The sequence below is a fragment of the Terriglobales bacterium genome, assembly GCA_035561515.1.
GTDB lineage: Bacteria > Acidobacteriota > Terriglobia > Terriglobales > Acidobacteriaceae > DATMXP01.
The window spans coordinates 1-16,217 of sequence record DATMXP010000040.1; the positions used below are offsets into that span (position 1 = coordinate 1).

The 16,217-nt window shown below is 56.6% G+C and carries 19 protein-coding genes; 6 read left to right on the forward strand and 13 right to left on the reverse strand.

All coding sequences use genetic code 11. The annotated features are described in order from the left end of the window. The coding region (locus VN577_17540) for a hypothetical protein (GenBank protein HWR16633.1) at positions 1–241 on the forward strand (241 nt) is incomplete at its 5' end. A 56-nt stretch (positions 242–297) separates the two neighbouring features. Here VN577_17540 and VN577_17545 read toward each other — a convergent pair. Further along, on the reverse strand, positions 298–603 hold the full coding sequence (locus VN577_17545; protein HWR16634.1) for a cytochrome c: 306 nt from the start codon (positions 601–603) through the stop codon (positions 298–300). A gap of 133 nt (positions 604–736) precedes the next feature. Between VN577_17545 and VN577_17550 the strand changes: the two genes are divergently transcribed. Beyond that, positions 737–973, forward strand: a complete 237-nt coding sequence (locus VN577_17550; protein ID HWR16635.1) for a hypothetical protein — start codon at positions 737–739, stop codon at positions 971–973. Between the two features lie 24 nt (positions 974–997). Here the strand turns inward: VN577_17550 and VN577_17555 are convergent, their stop codons facing one another. Then, entirely contained in the window at positions 998–2,371 is a 1,374-nt protein-coding gene (locus VN577_17555) for a tryptophanase (GenBank protein ID HWR16636.1), read from the reverse strand. 130 nt (positions 2,372–2,501) lie between these two features. Between VN577_17555 and VN577_17560 the strand changes: the two genes are divergently transcribed. The 3 genes from VN577_17560 to VN577_17570 all read left to right on the forward strand — a co-directional run bounded on the left by VN577_17560 (position 2,502) and on the right by VN577_17570 (position 4,389). Next, complete coding sequence (locus VN577_17560) at positions 2,502–3,014, forward strand: hypothetical protein (GenBank protein HWR16637.1); 513 nt, start codon at positions 2,502–2,504, stop codon at positions 3,012–3,014. Positions 3,015–3,163: 149 nt separating this feature from the next. Then, positions 3,164–3,934, forward strand: coding sequence for a CDP-alcohol phosphatidyltransferase family protein (locus VN577_17565; protein HWR16638.1), 771 nt, complete (start codon positions 3,164–3,166; stop codon positions 3,932–3,934). A 2-nt stretch (positions 3,935–3,936) separates the two neighbouring features. Further along, a complete protein-coding gene (locus VN577_17570; GenBank protein ID HWR16639.1) occupies positions 3,937–4,389 on the forward strand; it encodes a GtrA family protein in 453 nt (150 codons plus the stop codon). On the opposite strand, the gene VN577_17575 is transcribed toward VN577_17570, so the two are convergent. Both VN577_17575 and VN577_17580 read right to left on the reverse strand, forming a co-directional pair. Then, positions 4,390–4,968: a peptidylprolyl isomerase gene (locus tag VN577_17575; protein HWR16640.1), complete on the reverse strand. Its 579-nt coding sequence runs from the start codon at positions 4,966–4,968 to the stop codon at positions 4,390–4,392. Positions 4,969–5,070: 102 nt separating this feature from the next. Beyond that, a complete protein-coding gene (locus VN577_17580; protein HWR16641.1) occupies positions 5,071–5,379 on the reverse strand; it encodes a hypothetical protein in 309 nt (102 codons plus the stop codon). 297 nt (positions 5,380–5,676) lie between these two features. On the opposite strand from VN577_17580, the gene VN577_17585 reads away from it, so the two are divergent. Continuing rightward, entirely contained in the window at positions 5,677–7,527 is a 1,851-nt protein-coding gene (locus VN577_17585; protein ID HWR16642.1) for a hypothetical protein, read from the forward strand. Positions 7,528–7,570: 43 nt separating this feature from the next. On the opposite strand, the gene VN577_17590 is transcribed toward VN577_17585, so the two are convergent. The 9 genes from VN577_17590 to VN577_17630 all read right to left on the reverse strand — a co-directional run bounded on the left by VN577_17590 (position 7,571) and on the right by VN577_17630 (position 16,105). After that, positions 7,571–8,458 carry a hypothetical protein gene (locus tag VN577_17590; GenBank protein ID HWR16643.1) on the reverse strand — a complete coding sequence of 296 codons (888 nt, stop codon included), beginning with the start codon at positions 8,456–8,458 and terminating at the stop codon, positions 7,571–7,573. A 62-nt stretch (positions 8,459–8,520) separates the two neighbouring features. Beyond that, positions 8,521–9,024, reverse strand: a complete 504-nt coding sequence (locus VN577_17595; protein ID HWR16644.1) for a L,D-transpeptidase family protein — start codon at positions 9,022–9,024, stop codon at positions 8,521–8,523. Beyond that, positions 8,979–10,370 carry a sigma 54-interacting transcriptional regulator gene (locus VN577_17600; GenBank protein ID HWR16645.1) on the reverse strand — a complete coding sequence of 464 codons (1,392 nt, stop codon included), beginning with the start codon at positions 10,368–10,370 and terminating at the stop codon, positions 8,979–8,981. Before VN577_17600 ends, VN577_17595 begins: the two co-directional genes overlap by 46 nt. A gap of 256 nt (positions 10,371–10,626) precedes the next feature. After that, entirely contained in the window at positions 10,627–12,012 is a 1,386-nt protein-coding gene (locus VN577_17605) for an NAD(P)(+) transhydrogenase (Re/Si-specific) subunit beta (protein HWR16646.1), read from the reverse strand. Positions 12,013–12,015: 3 nt separating this feature from the next. After that, positions 12,016–12,306 (reverse strand): NAD(P) transhydrogenase subunit alpha, encoded by a 291-nt coding sequence (locus tag VN577_17610; protein ID HWR16647.1) that lies wholly within the window; start codon positions 12,304–12,306, stop codon positions 12,016–12,018. A gap of 17 nt (positions 12,307–12,323) precedes the next feature. Next, positions 12,324–13,508 carry a Re/Si-specific NAD(P)(+) transhydrogenase subunit alpha gene (locus VN577_17615; protein ID HWR16648.1) on the reverse strand — a complete coding sequence of 395 codons (1,185 nt, stop codon included), beginning with the start codon at positions 13,506–13,508 and terminating at the stop codon, positions 12,324–12,326. Between the two features lie 151 nt (positions 13,509–13,659). After that, positions 13,660–14,106: a DUF2203 domain-containing protein gene (locus tag VN577_17620; protein ID HWR16649.1), complete on the reverse strand. Its 447-nt coding sequence runs from the start codon at positions 14,104–14,106 to the stop codon at positions 13,660–13,662. 3 nt (positions 14,107–14,109) lie between these two features. After that, complete coding sequence (nadA, locus tag VN577_17625; protein ID HWR16650.1) at positions 14,110–15,219, reverse strand: quinolinate synthase NadA; 1,110 nt, start codon at positions 15,217–15,219, stop codon at positions 14,110–14,112. Between the two features lie 259 nt (positions 15,220–15,478). Beyond that, positions 15,479–16,105 carry an ABATE domain-containing protein gene (locus VN577_17630; GenBank protein ID HWR16651.1) on the reverse strand — a complete coding sequence of 209 codons (627 nt, stop codon included), beginning with the start codon at positions 16,103–16,105 and terminating at the stop codon, positions 15,479–15,481. Positions 16,106–16,217 lie beyond the last annotated feature (112 nt).

The following is a 16,217-nucleotide window of genomic DNA, read 5'->3' on the forward strand; positions in this document are numbered from 1 at the left end:
CCAGAAGGATGTCTTTATCAGCGGCGGGTTTGGGCTCAAGAAAATCACTCAGTTCGGCAATGCCGCTGGCGATCAGGCGCTGGTGTACCAACCGGTACTTTTGCGCCGGAAATACATGTTGCCCGATGGGAAGGTAGTAGCCGTCACTGTAAATCAGTTTGAAGGGCAGCATGCGTTGAACAAGGCCTGCTTGGGCCAGAACAAGAGAGAATACGCCGCCCGGAGTATCAAGTCAGCATGAGAATGGATATTCAAAACTCGGGAGAGCAACGACCCTGCATCACCCTCCCGATTAGCCTATTTCAGGCTCTTCACGTAATGCGCGACAGCCTTCATCTGTTCATCCGAAAGACCCGCAATAGCTTTCTTGTGAGGCGCTTTCTTCGCTTCGTTGCCTTTGCTGATCATCAGCAACACGTCATCCTCGCTCAGCTTCGTGCCCTTCAAGGCCGGACCGATCTTGCCTTCACCGGCAGGACCATGACACGCAGCGCACTTCTGTTTGAAGATGGCTTGCCCATCGTCTTGTGTCCAGCCGAGACACGAAAACGACAGGACGGCAGAAAGTGTCAGCACACCCCACTTCGCAGTTCTAACTTTCACGGCGAACCTCCTGAGCCCATAATTGTACGTCTGGTGCGGCTTTTTAGGCCACGGTTGCCTTCTTCCGCCATTCTCAATGAGCAGCAGTTTCCCTTAACGTCTGTATCTGCATCGAAATGTGGCGGAGGGAATTATGGGCATTAAGGACGTTCTAAACCGCGCCGGCATCCAGGGAAGGGATGCCGCCCGCAAGGGGCTGGAAAAGGTGAACGACTTACTTCACTCGCCAACGAGCGTTGAAGACCGCGTTGTTTGCAACCCCGAAGGAGATGAGCACGAACCCCAGAAGCCGCGCACAAAGCCCATCGTGTCGGTGAATGGAAAAGATATCGACCGCACGGACGTAAATGAGAACGAACGTGCTGCCTAGGTAACTCTCCGGACTTCTTGCGTTCTACACGCGAGCCGCGACGGCGCTTACCGGTTCCAGCGCGGCTGTGAAGTGGCGCAGGAACGGGGCCTCGCTGGTGATCTTCAATCCCTGGACCTTCTCGCGATTCTTCCAAACCTCCAGGATCACTTCGATCACGTAATCGATGTGACTTTGCGTATACACCCTGCGCGGGATCGCGAGCCTGACCAGGTCCCACTTCGCAGCTTCGCCAAACATCAATCGCCCGATCTCCACGGACCGGATGCCACCCTCGATGTAGAGTTCATTCGCCAGCGCTACGCCGGGAAACTGGTCCAGCGGAACGTGCGGAAGGAAATTGCGCGCGTCAATATAGACCGCGTGTCCGCCCGGCGGTTGAACGATTGGGACTCCATGCTGGCTGATGTGATCGCCGAGATATCCGGTCGACGTAATGCGATACCGTAGATAGTCCTCTTCCAAGGCTTCCTGCAAACCAACCGCAATTGCCTCCAGATCGCGCCCGGCCAAGCCTCCGTACGTCGGATACCCTTCCGTCAAAATCAGAAGGTTCTTCTCCTGTGCCGCGAGCACATCATTATTGGTGCAGAGGAACCCGCCGATGTTTCCCATTCCGTCTTTTTTGGCCGACATCGTGCACCCGTCGCCTAGGGCGAACATCTCCTGCGCAATCTGCTTGGGCGTGCGATCGCTATAACCTTTTTCGCGCAGCTTAATGAAGTAAGAGTTTTCCGCAAAACGGCATGCGTCGAAATAGAGCGGGATCTGGTGTTTGCGGCAGACCTCTGCCACGGCTTTCGCGTTGGCCATCGAAACTGGCTGTCCGCCGCCGGAGTTGTTTGTGATTGTCAGCATCACCAGTGGAATCCGCTGCCGTCCCACCTTGGCGATTAACTCCTCCAGTGCGGCCACATCCATGTTCCCTTTGAAGGGGTGATGCGTCCCGGGCTGCTTCGCCTCCGGTGTGGGCAGATCCACTGCCTCTGCGCCGACGAACTCAAGATTCGCTCGGGTCGTGTCGAAGTGGGTGTTATTCGGCACCACGTCACCCTTTTTGCACATCACCGAGAAAAGAATCCTCTCGGCCGCCCGGCCCTGATGGGTGGGTATCACATGCCGGTAGCCGAAGATCTCCTGCACCGAACCGCGGAAGTGATCGAACGATCTCGACCCCGCATAGCTTTCGTCGCCTTGCATGACCGCCGCCCACTGATTCGTGGACATGGCTCCGGTTCCCGAGTCGGTCAACAAGTCGATCAGGACGTCGTCCGCTGGAAGCAGAAAGAGGTTGTAGTGCGCCGCCTTTAGCAGCTCAATTCTCTGCTCGCGGGTGGTCCAACGGATCGGCTCAACGGACTTAATGCGGAAGGGCTCAATAATGGTCTTCACTGGCATAGAGGTAGAGTGTAGGACTGTCCGCGTACTGTCCGATGTGACGGATAACCCTTTTTCACTCCGGCGTCATATCACTGAAATCCCGCGAAAAAAGACGGTACCATCTCACTGTTACACCGAAGCAGGCCCTATGTCTCCCCTCGCCCGCATTGCCCTTCTTCTCGCGCTTTTGCTCCCTTTCGTTTCATTGCTCGCACAACAGAATCCGGACGAACGTGACTACATAGCGAAAGTACGCCTGCTTGAGACGGACCCAACGAGCAAGGAAGCCGGTAACGCCCGAACGTCCCTGATGCTGTTCACAGTGCTTCCTCCCAGGCGTGAAGAACACCGGCATCCGTGTCTGCACCCTCAGAATCCGCTCCGCGGGAAAGGAAACAAAAAGCATGCGGCGGACCTCCTCATCCAGCCACAGTTCTCAGAACAGGCGTTTATCTACGAACATCCCGATCAGTCCAACGACGACCTCGCGGTTACTCGAGCCGGAGTGGAGGGCATGCTCCGCGTGTATGAGGCGATCCTGAAGAAAGAAGCCTTCTCCCATTGGGAGTACCTTGACGACCTCCTGAAGCTTCGCGATGCCGGCAAACTGGACGACCACATCCGCGAAATGCTGACTTCCTGTGCCGAAGAGAAGAGTTGAGATTGCAGGCGGCCAGATAATCTACCTTGCCAAGTTAATGATCCTGAATGTGTTAAGAGGTGAGGAAGGATTGTCTTTCGCACTACACCACGTGAATTGAGAATCCAGACGCTCGCCGCGCATATTCGCCCCGATTACGGGAGGTGAATGTGAGCAGTCGAGCGATAGACAGGAACTACTGGAGTTCCGAGGTCGCGTTCAGCGATATGGGTGGCGCCGCGCTGGAGCAATTCTCGGAACGCGAGAGACAACAGATGGAATTCACAAACGCAACCCGAGTACAGAAGACAATCGTCACCGGCACCGAAAAGAAAGTTCTGCTCTGGCTGGCCAAGCGCATGCCGCAATGGGTGAATTCCGACCATCTGACCCTGCTCGGATTTGTTGCACAATTCCTGGTCGGTGTGTCCTACGCCCTCGCGCCACGTAACCCGAGGTGGCTGATCGCTGCAACTGTTTTCCTCGCGATCAATTGGTTTGGAGATAGCCTCGACGGAACCCTGGCCCGCGTCCGCGATCGCCAGCGCCCACGCTACGGTTTTTACGTTGACCATGTCATCGATAGCTTCGGTGCAGTTTTTCTTTGCGTTGGCCTGGCGCTCTCCGGATATATGACTCCGATGGTCGCTATCATTCTGCTGGTCGCATTTCTGATGCTCTCGATCGAAACCTATCTCGCGACCTATTGCCTGGGACGCTTCAACCTCGGGCATTTCTTCCTTGGCCCCACGGAAATCCGTCTCATTTTGGGAATCGGAAATGTGGCGCTTTTGTACAAACCTCATGTACACTTCATCGGCGTGCTGTACCCCCTGTTCGATCTTGGGGGTGTGATCGCCTCCATTGGGATGTTTTTAGTACTTGTTGTTTCTGCGATCCGGCACACCATGGTTCTATATAGGGAGGAGAGGCTGCCTTGAAGGTGGTCATCCGATCCGACGGGTGGATTGACCTTGCGAAACGCTGGCTGAAGTTCCACATGGTCGGATTCTTAGGGATGGGTGTACAGCTCTGTACGCTTCCCGTACTCAAATCAGGTTTCGGGCTTGACTATCTATGGGCGACAGCCTTGGCAGTCGAGGCCGCAGTGTTGCATAACTTCGCCTGGCACGAACGGTTTACCTGGAAAGACCGGTGCTCCGTCTGCTTCGGGCAGGTTCTGCGGCGGTTGCTCCGGTTTAACTTCACGACCGGGCTGATCTCGATCGTAGGAAACCTGGTCATCATGCGTTACCTGGTCGGGCAGCATCACGTGCCTTACCTGATGGCCAACCTCATTGCCATCGGCTGCTGCTCAGTTCTGAATTTCCTGGCCAGCGATTTCTTCGTTTTCAGGAAGGCTGCCCCCGACCACGAGATGGCGGGTACCGACTGATCACTGCACAATCGAAGCACTGAGGATTTTGATAGGAGGGGTAAGGCTCTGCCCTTTTGCGGCTGATGCGTGAATCCTTCGGACTACATCCATTCCCTTCACCACTTTCCCGAAAGCCGCGAAGCCCTGGCCGTCCGGGTTCCGTCTTCCGGCAAAATCCAATTCGGGCTGGCTACCAACGCAGATGAAGAAATCCGACGTGGCGGTATCGGGCTCCATTCGCGCCATCGAAACCGTCCCATCCAGGTGCTTCAATCCCGTCTGGTTCGTGCGCTCTAAGGCGATGGCTGGAAAACTCTCCTTCTCCCGCGACGGGTTGGCGCCCGCCTGCACTACCTCGATCTTCACTCTATTTTCCGGTTGGTTCTGCAATGTAACCGTACGATGAAATACCCCGCCGTTGTAAAAGCCTGCTTTGACGTACCGGAGGAAGTTCGCGGCGGTTATGGGAGCGTGAGCTGAGTCCACTTCGATCACGATCTCGCCGACTTGCGTTCGCAGCATAACGTTCGTCTGCTTGGGCTTGTCGGTCGCTAACAGTGGAAGGGTAAGGCTCAGCAGGAGCAGGCAGCGCAGCATGGCCGCATCTTAGCATTGAGGGCTTTAGGCGCTTTCCAACTCATCACTTCTTTTTTGCGTATGACTCGCCCTCGATCGGACGCGACTGTCAAATGCTGGCACCTAATCCTTGCTCACATAGCGATCGCTGATACTGAGTGCCTCATCCATAAGCGTCCGCACTCCCGCCGACTTGTTCTTCAATTTCAGGTTCCGGGTCTCGCTCTGGCGGTTCAGGTAAACCCAGAGCAGTGGGCGGATGCGATCAATGGCGCACTTCAGGTCCGCCATGTCATCGTGTGGCGAAAAGGGATTCGGAGTGTTCCGATCGTCCGGGTGTTCGATTGAGACACCGAGTGAGCTACTCAGCCACTTCTCGACCCTACGAAGGTCCGTAATCAGGTCATTCAAATACAACGGACGGCTTGACATGATCCACCCCGGTTCATTTTCTATTCCGCTCAACGAAACTAATTTGCGGGTGAATCTGCGGCAAGTTACCGACGTAAGCCGCTACCGCTGCGGCATTTAAAGTCCTCGGTAAATTCTACCGATGTTCTTTTGCGTGATGTCCTGAACTTTGGCCTGTGATTGGCGTCACTGAGCGGTTGTTTGGAGTACCTCCACAATGCCTCACCCTGCGATGGGGCTGGGACAAGACCTGAGGCCCGATTTTCCGCACCACTGCGCCTTTTGCAGGCATACACACTCCTTTGCCGGAGGTCTAATTTGAACCGGCCACTGTTCCTGACCATTCTGCTGATATTCGGACTTGTCACTCCGCTGCTGTCCGCCACCGATTCTGCCAATCCCGCAGCCGCTCCCGCGATCGCCGGCGATGCGCCTGCGCTTGAGTCCTTGCTGAACCTCATGGTCAGCAAGGGCGTGTTATCGGCCACCGAAGTCGCTGCCCTTCGTGCAAAGCCTGGCAACCAGCAACTCACGCCGTTGCTGGCTTTACTCGCTCAAAAGGGCGTGATCACCCAAACCGAACTGGCGGCAATCAGCCCAGTTGCGACGCCGAGTTCTTCTCCGACACAGACCACCGCACAGGCCACACCGGTTCAAGCAAGCGTCGTACCGACAGCACCGAAGCCGCCAGACAAGCCCGCGGTAATCGCCGCTGTCGCACCACTACGCGTGCTACCTGTCGATCCACCCAAGAAAGACGGCCTCGTCCCCGACTTGAAGCTTGGGCCCGTGAAGGTGAAGCCGTACGGCATGATCAAGGCGAGCGTCATCTACGACACGTCATCGCCACGCGGCGACGACATGCCGATCAACTTCTTTGTCTTCGGCGACACCGGCCCCGACAAGTCACCCGAATTCCGTGTCAAGGCACGCTTTCTGCGTATCGGCTCGAACTTTGAATGGCCGGACGTCTCGAAGAAGCTAACCCTCACGGGACGTCTTGAATTCGACTTTGAAGGAAACTTCACCAAGACCGACAACCGGAACATCTCCACGGTTCGCTCGTCGCAGGCTTCCATTCGGCAAGCATGGGGCCGATTCGATTACGCCGTAGATGAAACCAACACGCTGTACGCCTTGGCTGGACAAGACTGGACCCCATTTGGATCGAGTACCTTGCCTAACTTGATTGAGACCACCGGACTTGGACTCGGCTTCGGAACGCTTTACGAGCGCGCCCCGCTCGCGAAAGTCGGTTGGGTGCACGATTTTGGCGGTGCACGGAAGTGGAAGTTTATGCCCGAGTTCGCCATCGTCCTGCCCGCGTACGGAAACACTCCGTCTGCGCCTGACGTGCAGCTTTCGATCGGCGAGCGCCAAGGCACGGACTCAGGACGTCCTGATCTTTCCGGCCGTTTCGTAACTCAATTCCAACTCGATAAGGCTCCCGCGGTCGCTCCAGCGCAACTGATCGTGAGTTGGGTGCAAGGACGTCGCGAAAGTATCGTAAAAGCCGCCGACGTTCCCGCCGCGTACAAATCCGCGTTCCCGACCGGCGCTCGTGTCGGCAACGACCGCTGGGGCGTATCCGGCGAAGTACAGTTGCCCACGCGCTACGTCACCATTCTCGGAAAATGGTTCAGCGGAACCGACCTGCGCTGGTACTTCGTTGGCGAGTTGTTCTCTCACTACAACGTGCCTGCCAGCATCCTGAACGCAACTGGAGTCGCAACCGCACCTTCCATTGACGGCTCCGACACGGTTGCTTTCGGCATGATCAACGGCGTGCCGACGATACTGCCGCAGAACGGCGTTCGCACAACCGGTGGATTCGTGAACCTCGGCTTCCCTCTTTCGCGCATTTTCCACGCGAATCCGGCGGGCCGACACGCCGGATGGTCAGCCTACCTGCATTACTCACTTGATGAAGCAAAAGCCCGCGACGTCCGCAAATTCAGCAGTGCCACAGGAAATCGCTGGAAGAGCGACATCCTTTCGGCAAACTTGCAGTGGAAGCTCAATCCGTTCGTTACTTTGGCGTTGGAAGAATCGCAGTACCGCACCTATACGCTTCCGAACGACAACGGCGTCTACCCGCTTTATGGCGGAGTGCCCTCCAGTTCCGCTAAAACCCTGCGGACGGAGTTCTCCACCATCTTTACCTTCTAATAGAAAAGCCCGGCAAGACTGCCGGGCCATCTTTCCCAACACGCTAATAGGAAGCACGAAGTTCCAGGTCCTGATCCAGTTTGAAACGCAGCTTGCTTTCGGCGGGCACCTTCACCGTCTTGCCGCGCGTGAGCACCTGGGCTCCGGCGCCGGCTGCCGCACCCGTCACCGCTCCGATGGCAGCTCCCTTTCCGCCGCCGGCAATCGCGCCGATGAGTGTTCCAAGCACCGCGCCACCGCCGACCATGGTGGCCGTGCGCTTGTTCTTGCCGATGCCTTCATTCTTGGCCGCTTGTTCAACGTCTTGGGTACTCACCGTATAGCGGCGTCCGTTCACCTTTACCGACTGCAAATCCAATGCAAGTTCGGGTGTACCTGTCACCGTCCCGGCCTGTTGCACTTTGCGCAGGACTAGCTCCGCTTCCGACCCCTTCGGAATCACTACCTTGCCGGCACTGTTCGTTACGTTCTCAGCCACGTCAGCCGAAAAAGTCTGGCCTTCGTTCGCAGTCGCCGAATCGATATTCTCATTCGTCATGACCAGCAGTTCGGTTCCTGCCGGCAATGTGGCGCTCTGTCCGATGGCAGCGCGACGCGAAGCGGTCCCAGAAGAAGACCCAAGTGACGTGCGCGACGAAGTGGTCGCATTCGAGCTCGTCGTTGAGTCGGAGCCGAAGGTCGAAGTTCCAGTGCTGGAGGAAGTCCCAGCCTCAGGCGAAGTGCTGGCGCTCGTTGACTCACCGAACTCGATGAATTCAATGTCCGACCGTAGATAACGATGGATTTTGGTACCTTCTTTGAATGTAACTGTACGGGAAGTTGCTGTCTGAAGGGTGCCCTCATGCCTGCTGCCATTCTTTAGGACGAGGGTGTCGCCGAAGCAAAGGCTGCACGAAGCAACCAGGAACGCAATCAATGTCTTTCGCATCATCCACCTCTGGAAACGTTTGATGCGGCTGTTTCCGTAGGTGCTGTTCCGGCAACTTGTTGTAACTAAGGCAGGATTCCCACTTCGGTACCAACCGGCACCAGTTTCCAGATCTCCTCAATCTCGGCATTCGTGACCGCAATACACCCGTCTGTCCAGTCCCTCTGCCGGTGAAGCGCTCCCAGGTACGCATACGCGTCGGGAAGCCCATGGATCATGATGTCCCCGCCCGGACTCACCCGCAACTTCCTCGCGTGTTCCCGGTCGGCTGCATTCGGATACGAAACATGCAATGCCAGGTGGAATCGGCTACGCGAGTTCTTGCTATCAATCTTGTAGATCCCCTCAGGTGTGCGATGGTCTCCCTGCCGCGTCTTCTTGCCGATTGGACTCCCACCCAACGCGATCCGGTACGTCTTGATGACCTTCCCGGCGCTGTACAGAAACATCCTGCGTTCAGATTTCTTGATGAGGATACGGTCAGCAGTTTGTGCTGGCGATTGAGTTGCGAAGAGGATCGCAATCAGGAAACATAAGCGCCAACTCCGCGACTCGTGGCAAAGGTCCATCCTTCCTCTTGTAGCCGGTTGTGCAGCCAGCGGTTCAGTTTGATCTGCGCGTCCGCCGGGAAATCAAGGAACATCAATCCGGCCTTCTTCTCCGCGTCTGCCCAGGCTACCACCGCCTTTGTTTCGACCGTGAGATCGCCGTCCGGCAACGTAAAGCCTACCTTGATGTTACCGGCGCACTGGAGCGGATTCTGAATTCCGGTTACGCACATGCCACCAGAAGAGATGTTGACTGTTACGACTTCCGTTTCGTCGCCGCCGCTCGAAGTAATCGTCACCGGAATTTCAACTGACGCCCGGAAGTATTGTTGCTGTTCGCGGTTCAGGAACCCGAGGCCGTCATCGCTCCCGCCCTTCGTCGATTCCGTCTGGTACTGCTTCAGTTTGCGGCTAAGGGTCCGGCGTGATATCCCCAATTTCTCCGCGGCGATTCCCTGATGCCCGCCGGTACTCGCGAGCGTATTGAGGATGGTGTGCTTCTCAAGTTCGGCCAGATCGGCCACTTCCGAAGCGGCCGTTACATTCGGCCCCGCTCCCATGCTCTTTCTTTTCGGTTCAGCAGCACCTTGTGACTGAAGGATTTCCGGGGGCAGAGCTGCTGCCTCGATCACGTTTCCGTCGGCAACCATGGAAATCTGGATCACGGCATTCCGCAATTCACGGACATTCCCCATCCACGGATGTCGCCGCAGTGCTTCCATCGCCTCCTCGGAAAACTTGCATCCCGGGGCGTGCTGGTTGAGAAAGAATTGCGCCAGCGCGTTGATATCGTCCGGACGCTCGCGTAAGGGAGGAATTCGCAACTGCACCTGGCAGAGTCGGTGATACAAATCGCCGCGGAACCGTCCCGCCTTTACGGCGATCTCCAGATCCTGGTTTGTCGCCGCGATCACCCTCACGTCAACGCTTACCTTTTTGTTCCCGCCCAGGCGGTAATAGGGAACGTTGTCCAACACTCGAAGTAGCTTGACCTGAACCTTTGGCTCGAGTTCCCCGATTTCATCCAGGAAGAGCGTTCCGCCATGAGCAAGCTCAAACAAGCCCTGCTTCATGGAATCCGCGCCAGAGAAAGCTCCCTTCTCGTAGCCGAACAGTTCGCTTTCCACCAGGTGTTCCGGCAGCGCGGCACAGTTCACGTCTACCCAGGGCTTGGCGCATCGCAACGAATGGTGGTGCAGAGCCCGCGCAATAAACTCTTTCCCGCAGCCAGTCTCGCCGCTGATTAGAACAGAGGCGTTCGCGCGAGCCACCCGTTCCACCATCTGCATGATCTTGCGCATGGACTCGCTGGCAACCACCGCCTCGAATCCATGAACTTGATACTGTGCTGGCGCAGAACTACCCACGAACGTTCCTCGACCTCGTCTCTTTTCGAGACAAAATTTGAAAATCCCAGATGGGTAATGCACGTTGGCAGCCAGTCAAGGACAAGTGTGGCGCACCATGGAACCGGGGGGAACACTGGGATAAACCTCTGAAACGACGAGACTTAAAACAGAAATGGGGACTTCTGAAAGTCCCCATCTCATCAGTTCGAAACTGAATAGTTCTTAGCCGTGACGCAATTTGTCTCAATCCTGACGCCCGACGCCACCACCCCCGTTAATGCCCGTGACCGCCTGAAAGCTCCCTGACGATGTCGCCGACAAAACCTTTCGCATCGCCGAAAAGCATCAGCGTCTTGTCGTTGTAGTAGAGCGGATTGTCGATTCCGGCGAACCCGGGACTCATGCTTCGCTTGATCACCATCACTGTGCGCGCCTTGTCCACATCCAGGATTGGCATGCCATAGATCGGGCTGCTCTGGTCAGTCCGCGCTGCCGGATTTGTCACATCGTTTGCACCGATAACCAGCGCCACATCCGTCTGCGCGAAATCACCGTTCGCGTCATCCATCTCTTTCAGCTTGTCGTAAGGAATGTCGGCTTCGGCCAGCAGCACATTCATGTGTCCCGGCATTCTTCCAGCCACAGGATGAATTGCGAAGCTGACGTCGACTCCCCTCTTCGTCAGGATGTCGTACATCTCCCGAACTTTGTGCTGCGCCTGCGCCACCGCCATTCCGTATCCCGGAACCACAACAACCTTGTTCGCGGCCGCAAGGATTCCAGCAGCCTCTTCCGCCGTTGCACTACGAACGGTACGCTCTTCCGTTGCTGCTGCCGTACCCGCCTGAACCTGGCCGAAGGCCCCGAATAGCACATTTGTAAACGAGCGGTTCATCGCCTTCGACATGATCACCGAAAGAATGAAGCCCGAAGACCCATCCAGTGCTCCGGCGACGATCAGAAGTTTACTGTCCAAGACGAAGCCCATCGCTGCAGCCGATAGTCCAGCATAGGAGTTCAACAGCGAGATCACCGTTGGCATGTCCGCGCCACCGATCGGAATGATCATCATCACCCCGAACACCAGCGGAATCGCGATCAGCAGCGGAAACAGGCTCATCTTGCTCGGGTCCATCACCAACAGGACAGCAATGACGATCGAAATGCCCAATAGCCCGAGGTTGACGAAGTTCTGTCCTCTATAGGTGATCGGCCTTTGCGGCAGCACCTCCTGCAACTTGCCTGCGGCCATCAAACTGCCTGTAAACGTCAGCGAGCCCAGGATTACCTCGGCCGCCAGGACGGACATGGTGAACTTTGAAAGGTGCGAGGACTCGAGATAGTAGTGAGCGGTGCCAACCAGTGTCACGCATAACGCCCCGAACGCGTGACTCAATGCGGTTCGCTGCGGAACCGCGGTCATCGCAACCTTCCCTAGTGGCACGCCGATGATGGTGCCCAGTACCAGGCCGATTGCTATCCACCGGTAGGTTAGGCCATGGTGCAACAGCGTGCCCCCGATTGCCAGCACCATGCCGATTTCGCCTGCAAACAGGCCGCGTCTCGCCGTAGCGGGCGAACTCATCCACTTCAGCGACAGAATGAATAATGCCGACGCAACCAGGTACGTAATCTGAATGACGGTCGTATTCAGTTCCATGTCTTATTTCTGCGTACGGCTGAGTTTGAACATCTTGAGCATTCGGTCGGTGATGATGAATCCGCCCACGATATTGGCTGTCGCCGCAACAATGGCGATGGTTCCCAGAATTTGTGCGAGTCGACTTTCTGCATTTCCAGCCAGTACGATCGCACCCACCACCGCAATAGCGTCCAACGCATTCGTGATCGACATTAGCGGTGTATGCAGCAGCGGCGATACGCGGCGGATCACCTCGAAGCCAATGAATCCCGCCAGCATAAAGACGAACAGGAGGTTAGTAATCTCAGACATAAGTCCTCAGTAGATCGTTATCCCTGTGTTCCAGCCGGGGCCAGCGCCGGCAGCGAAAAGAACTGCCGCACCCTCTCGTTCACGATCTCCCCGTTATGGGTCAGCAGCGTCTCACGGGTAATCTCGTCCCGTAAGTTCAACTGGAGTTTCCCTTCTTTCACCAGGTGTGTGAGAAAGGTCGTCAGGTTGCGCGCGTACATCTGGCTTGCATGATAAGGAACTGCGGAAGCCACGTTGATCGTGCCGATGATCTCGACTCCGTTGTCCGTAACGATCACCTCTTCCGATTTCGTCAGTTCGCAGTTACCGCCTCGTTCCGCCGCGAGGTCCACAATCACCGAGCCTCGCGCCATGCGCGCCACCATTTCTTTCGTCACGAGCACCGGAGCTTTCTTCCCTGGCACAACAGCCGTCGTGATCACCACATCGCTCTCGGCCACCACGTTTCCGAGCAACTCGCGCTGTTTCGCGTAGAACGCCTCGTCCTGTGCCTTCGCATATCCGCCGGCATCCTGGGCGTCCTTCACCTCGAGCGGAAGTTCCACAAAGCGTCCGCCCAGCGAGTGCACTTGCTCCTTCACCACGGGACGCAAGTCATACGCTGATACCACCGCACCCAGTCGTCGCGCGGTCGCAATCGCCTGCAGACCGGCCACGCCCGCTCCGATGATCAGCACGCGCGCTGGCGTAATCGTACCTGCGGCAGTCGTCAGCATCGGAAACAATCTCGGGACGGTGTCGGCGGCCATCAGTACCGCTTTGTAACCGCAGATGGTAGCCATCGATGACAGCGCGTCCATCGACTGTGCCCTCGTGATACGTGGCATCAGCTCAACGGAAAACGTGGTCACCCCGGTGGCCTTCATCTTGTTCAATATGTCGAGAGATCCCAGCGGTCGCAGGAAGCCGATCACCACCTGCCCACGCTTCATCAGCGGAAGGTCAAGTTCGCCGTTGCGGTCGTTGGAGCCGTAGCAGAGAACCTGCACGACAATATCAGCCTGCGCAAATACGGCAGCGCGGTCCGGAACGATCGTGGCTCCCTTCTCCGAATAATCGGAGTCGCTGTAACCGCTCTCCAGTCCTGCTCCGGACTCAATGACCGCATCCAACCCGATCTTCTTCAGGTTGGGTATCACCATGGGTACAAGTGCAACCCGGCGCTCGCCGGGAAAAAGTTCCTTCGGGACACCGATTATCACGAACCACCCCTATTCACCGGAGACACTCCTTACGGTGATGATGAGCGTTCAAACCCCAACTTCGGAGAGCGCCACATTCTAGCTTATGCATCCGGCGAGCACAAAAAAGCCCGGCGCTCGGCCAGGCTCTTGTTTCCTTTTCTACGTGGAGTTACTGCAATTTCCGGCGACTGCGGCCAGCATTTGCGATCTTGTCGTCGATCGGCTTGCGTCCGGCAAATCCCTCGTCTACGCCGTGCCAATGCGTGATCGTTTCCTCGCCCAGTTTCCAGCACAGCAATACCACGCGTCCGTCCACCACGCACGGGAAATCCAGCAGGCCGATGTCCAAGTCCTTCACTTGCACCCCCGTTGCCGTGATCTCCGCCAGTGCGTCCGACATGTTCTGCGCCAGTTTGTCACGCTCAGCCCGTAATTTCGCCAGGGGGACAATGTCCAGCAGGACGCCGCCGTGCATCATCACGCGCGCATTCACGCTCTGGAACTCTGCATCGATTTCTTCCATCCTGCGCTTGCCTTCCGCCGCTCGACGGATAAGGCTCTCCAGCACGGGCAGTAGTTCCTGGGCTTCCTTCAGCGTAAACGTCCGATTTGCCATCGTTTATTGAATCTCCAACATCCGGTCCAGGGCCACTCGCGCCCAGTGCTTCACATTGTCCCGAACTTTGATCTGGTTTACGACATTACCTTCGACCAGATTCTCCAGCGCCCAGCATAGGTGCTGGGGCGAGATTCGGAACATGGTCGTGCACAAGCACCCCGCATCATCCAACGTGATTACCATTTTATCCGCAGTTGATTTCGCCAGTCGATTCACCAGGTGAATTTCCGTGCCCACCGCGAATTGAGTCCCCGCCGGCGCATCGTTGACGATCTTAATCAGCCTTTCGGTCGAGCCGATGGCATCGGCCTTCTGGCACACCTCGAGCCTGCACTCCGGGTGAACAATCACCTGAATACCGGGATATTTAGCACGGACTTTATCCACGTGCTCCGGCAGGAACCGCTGATGTACCGAGCAATGTCCCTTCCAGAGAATCACCTTGGCCTTGCGCAGGCGGTCCGCCGTCACGCCTCCTTGCAACTGGAACGGATCCCACACCACCATCTCATCCAGCGGGATTCCCAGCGCGTATCCGGTATTCCGCCCCAGGTGCTGATCGGGGAGGAAGAACAACTTTTCGTTCTTCGAGAAGCCCCAACGGAAAGCGCCATTCGCGTTACTGCTGGTGCACACCAGCCCCCCGCGTTCGCCGCAGAATGCCTTGATAGCCGCCGTCGAGTTCATGTAGGTGATCGGCGTAATACCTTGGCCGTCGTCGCTCGTCAGGCCCAGCCGAACAAATTGCTCCCACGCATCCTCAACCTGGGTAATCTCGGCCATGTCAGCCATGGAGCATCCGGCGTTCAGGTCGGGCAGCAGAGTAGCCTGCCCCGGACGCGCCAGCACATCCGCGGACTCCGCCATGAAATGCACGCCGCAGAAGACGATGTATCGCCCATCAGCTTTCGCAGCTTGCTGCGCAAGTTTGTAGGAATCTCCGGTGAAGTCGGCAAAGCGAATCACTTCATCGCGCTGATAATGGTGGCCCAGGATAACGACGTCGCGCCCAAGTTGCTCCTTCGCAGCGCGAATCCGCTCATCCATCGTGTGGTCAGGAAGGATAAGATAATTGTCCAGCGTACAAGCTGTGGTAGTAACTGTTCCCAATTTTACGTCTCGCTTTCAGTCCTGCGGATTCATGCCGCCGGACGGGGTTGTTGAAAGCATCCACTGGCTCCAGTAGGTCCACATTCCCTCGTGATTCCTCAGGACCGACCTACGGGGTTGTTGAAGCCCGTAGTTAGCTCTTACTTCTACTACTTAACTGATGCGTAAACTCGCGACAGGACGCAATGTTTCGACCTCCGCGAGAAACTCGCAATTGTTATTGTGCACTGTTTCGACAGCAGCGGGCAAGTTACCTCAATCACCGCGCCGCCCGCTGCCTCGCCGCAAACGCCGCTGCCTTATTGCGATTCCCGCAGAATCTCATGCTGCACCAATGACGCGTGCCTTTCTTGCTGATGTCCAGAAAATGCAGCACACATCCGCCGCACTGCCGAACCTTCGCTGAATCCTCTTGGGTGAGTAGTTTCGCGGCCTCATAAGCAAGCGGTCCGATGAGTGACTCGGGTCTGCTGGGCCTGAACCAGATCTCGAGGTCTGATCGCTCGCGTTCTATGGCAACCCTGTGAAGTAGCGGATAATCCACCATGTGCGAATTCAGTTCCTCCAGGAATCGACGAGGAATGCGCTCCCCCGTCTCCCATCCGGCTACCACCTTCCGCAGTTTCTCCCGAAAATCACGAATCGTTTGTACCGCAGCTTTCGCGGAGGCGCTCCCGTCACACTCTTTCAGCAAAGAGTTTGCTTCGTTCTGCGTTAGCAGTCCCGCAGACACAAACCAGCGGAGGATCGAAGCCAAATCCGGCAGAAGCTCCGTAGCTACTTCATCCAACACCGGCTTGGTATTCAGGAAATCCAAAGCAAGATGGTTTCCGAGAAAGAAAAACCCATCGCGTTGCTCGGAAGCTTCGTTCTGCATTTTCGCCATAACTCGATCCCAAAATTATTATAACCGATAATGTATCTTTTTACAGGTTAGTGCAATCTACTCCAGAAGTGACGCGCTTTCCTAAACTCTCGTGTGCGTCGCAAAAGGAGAA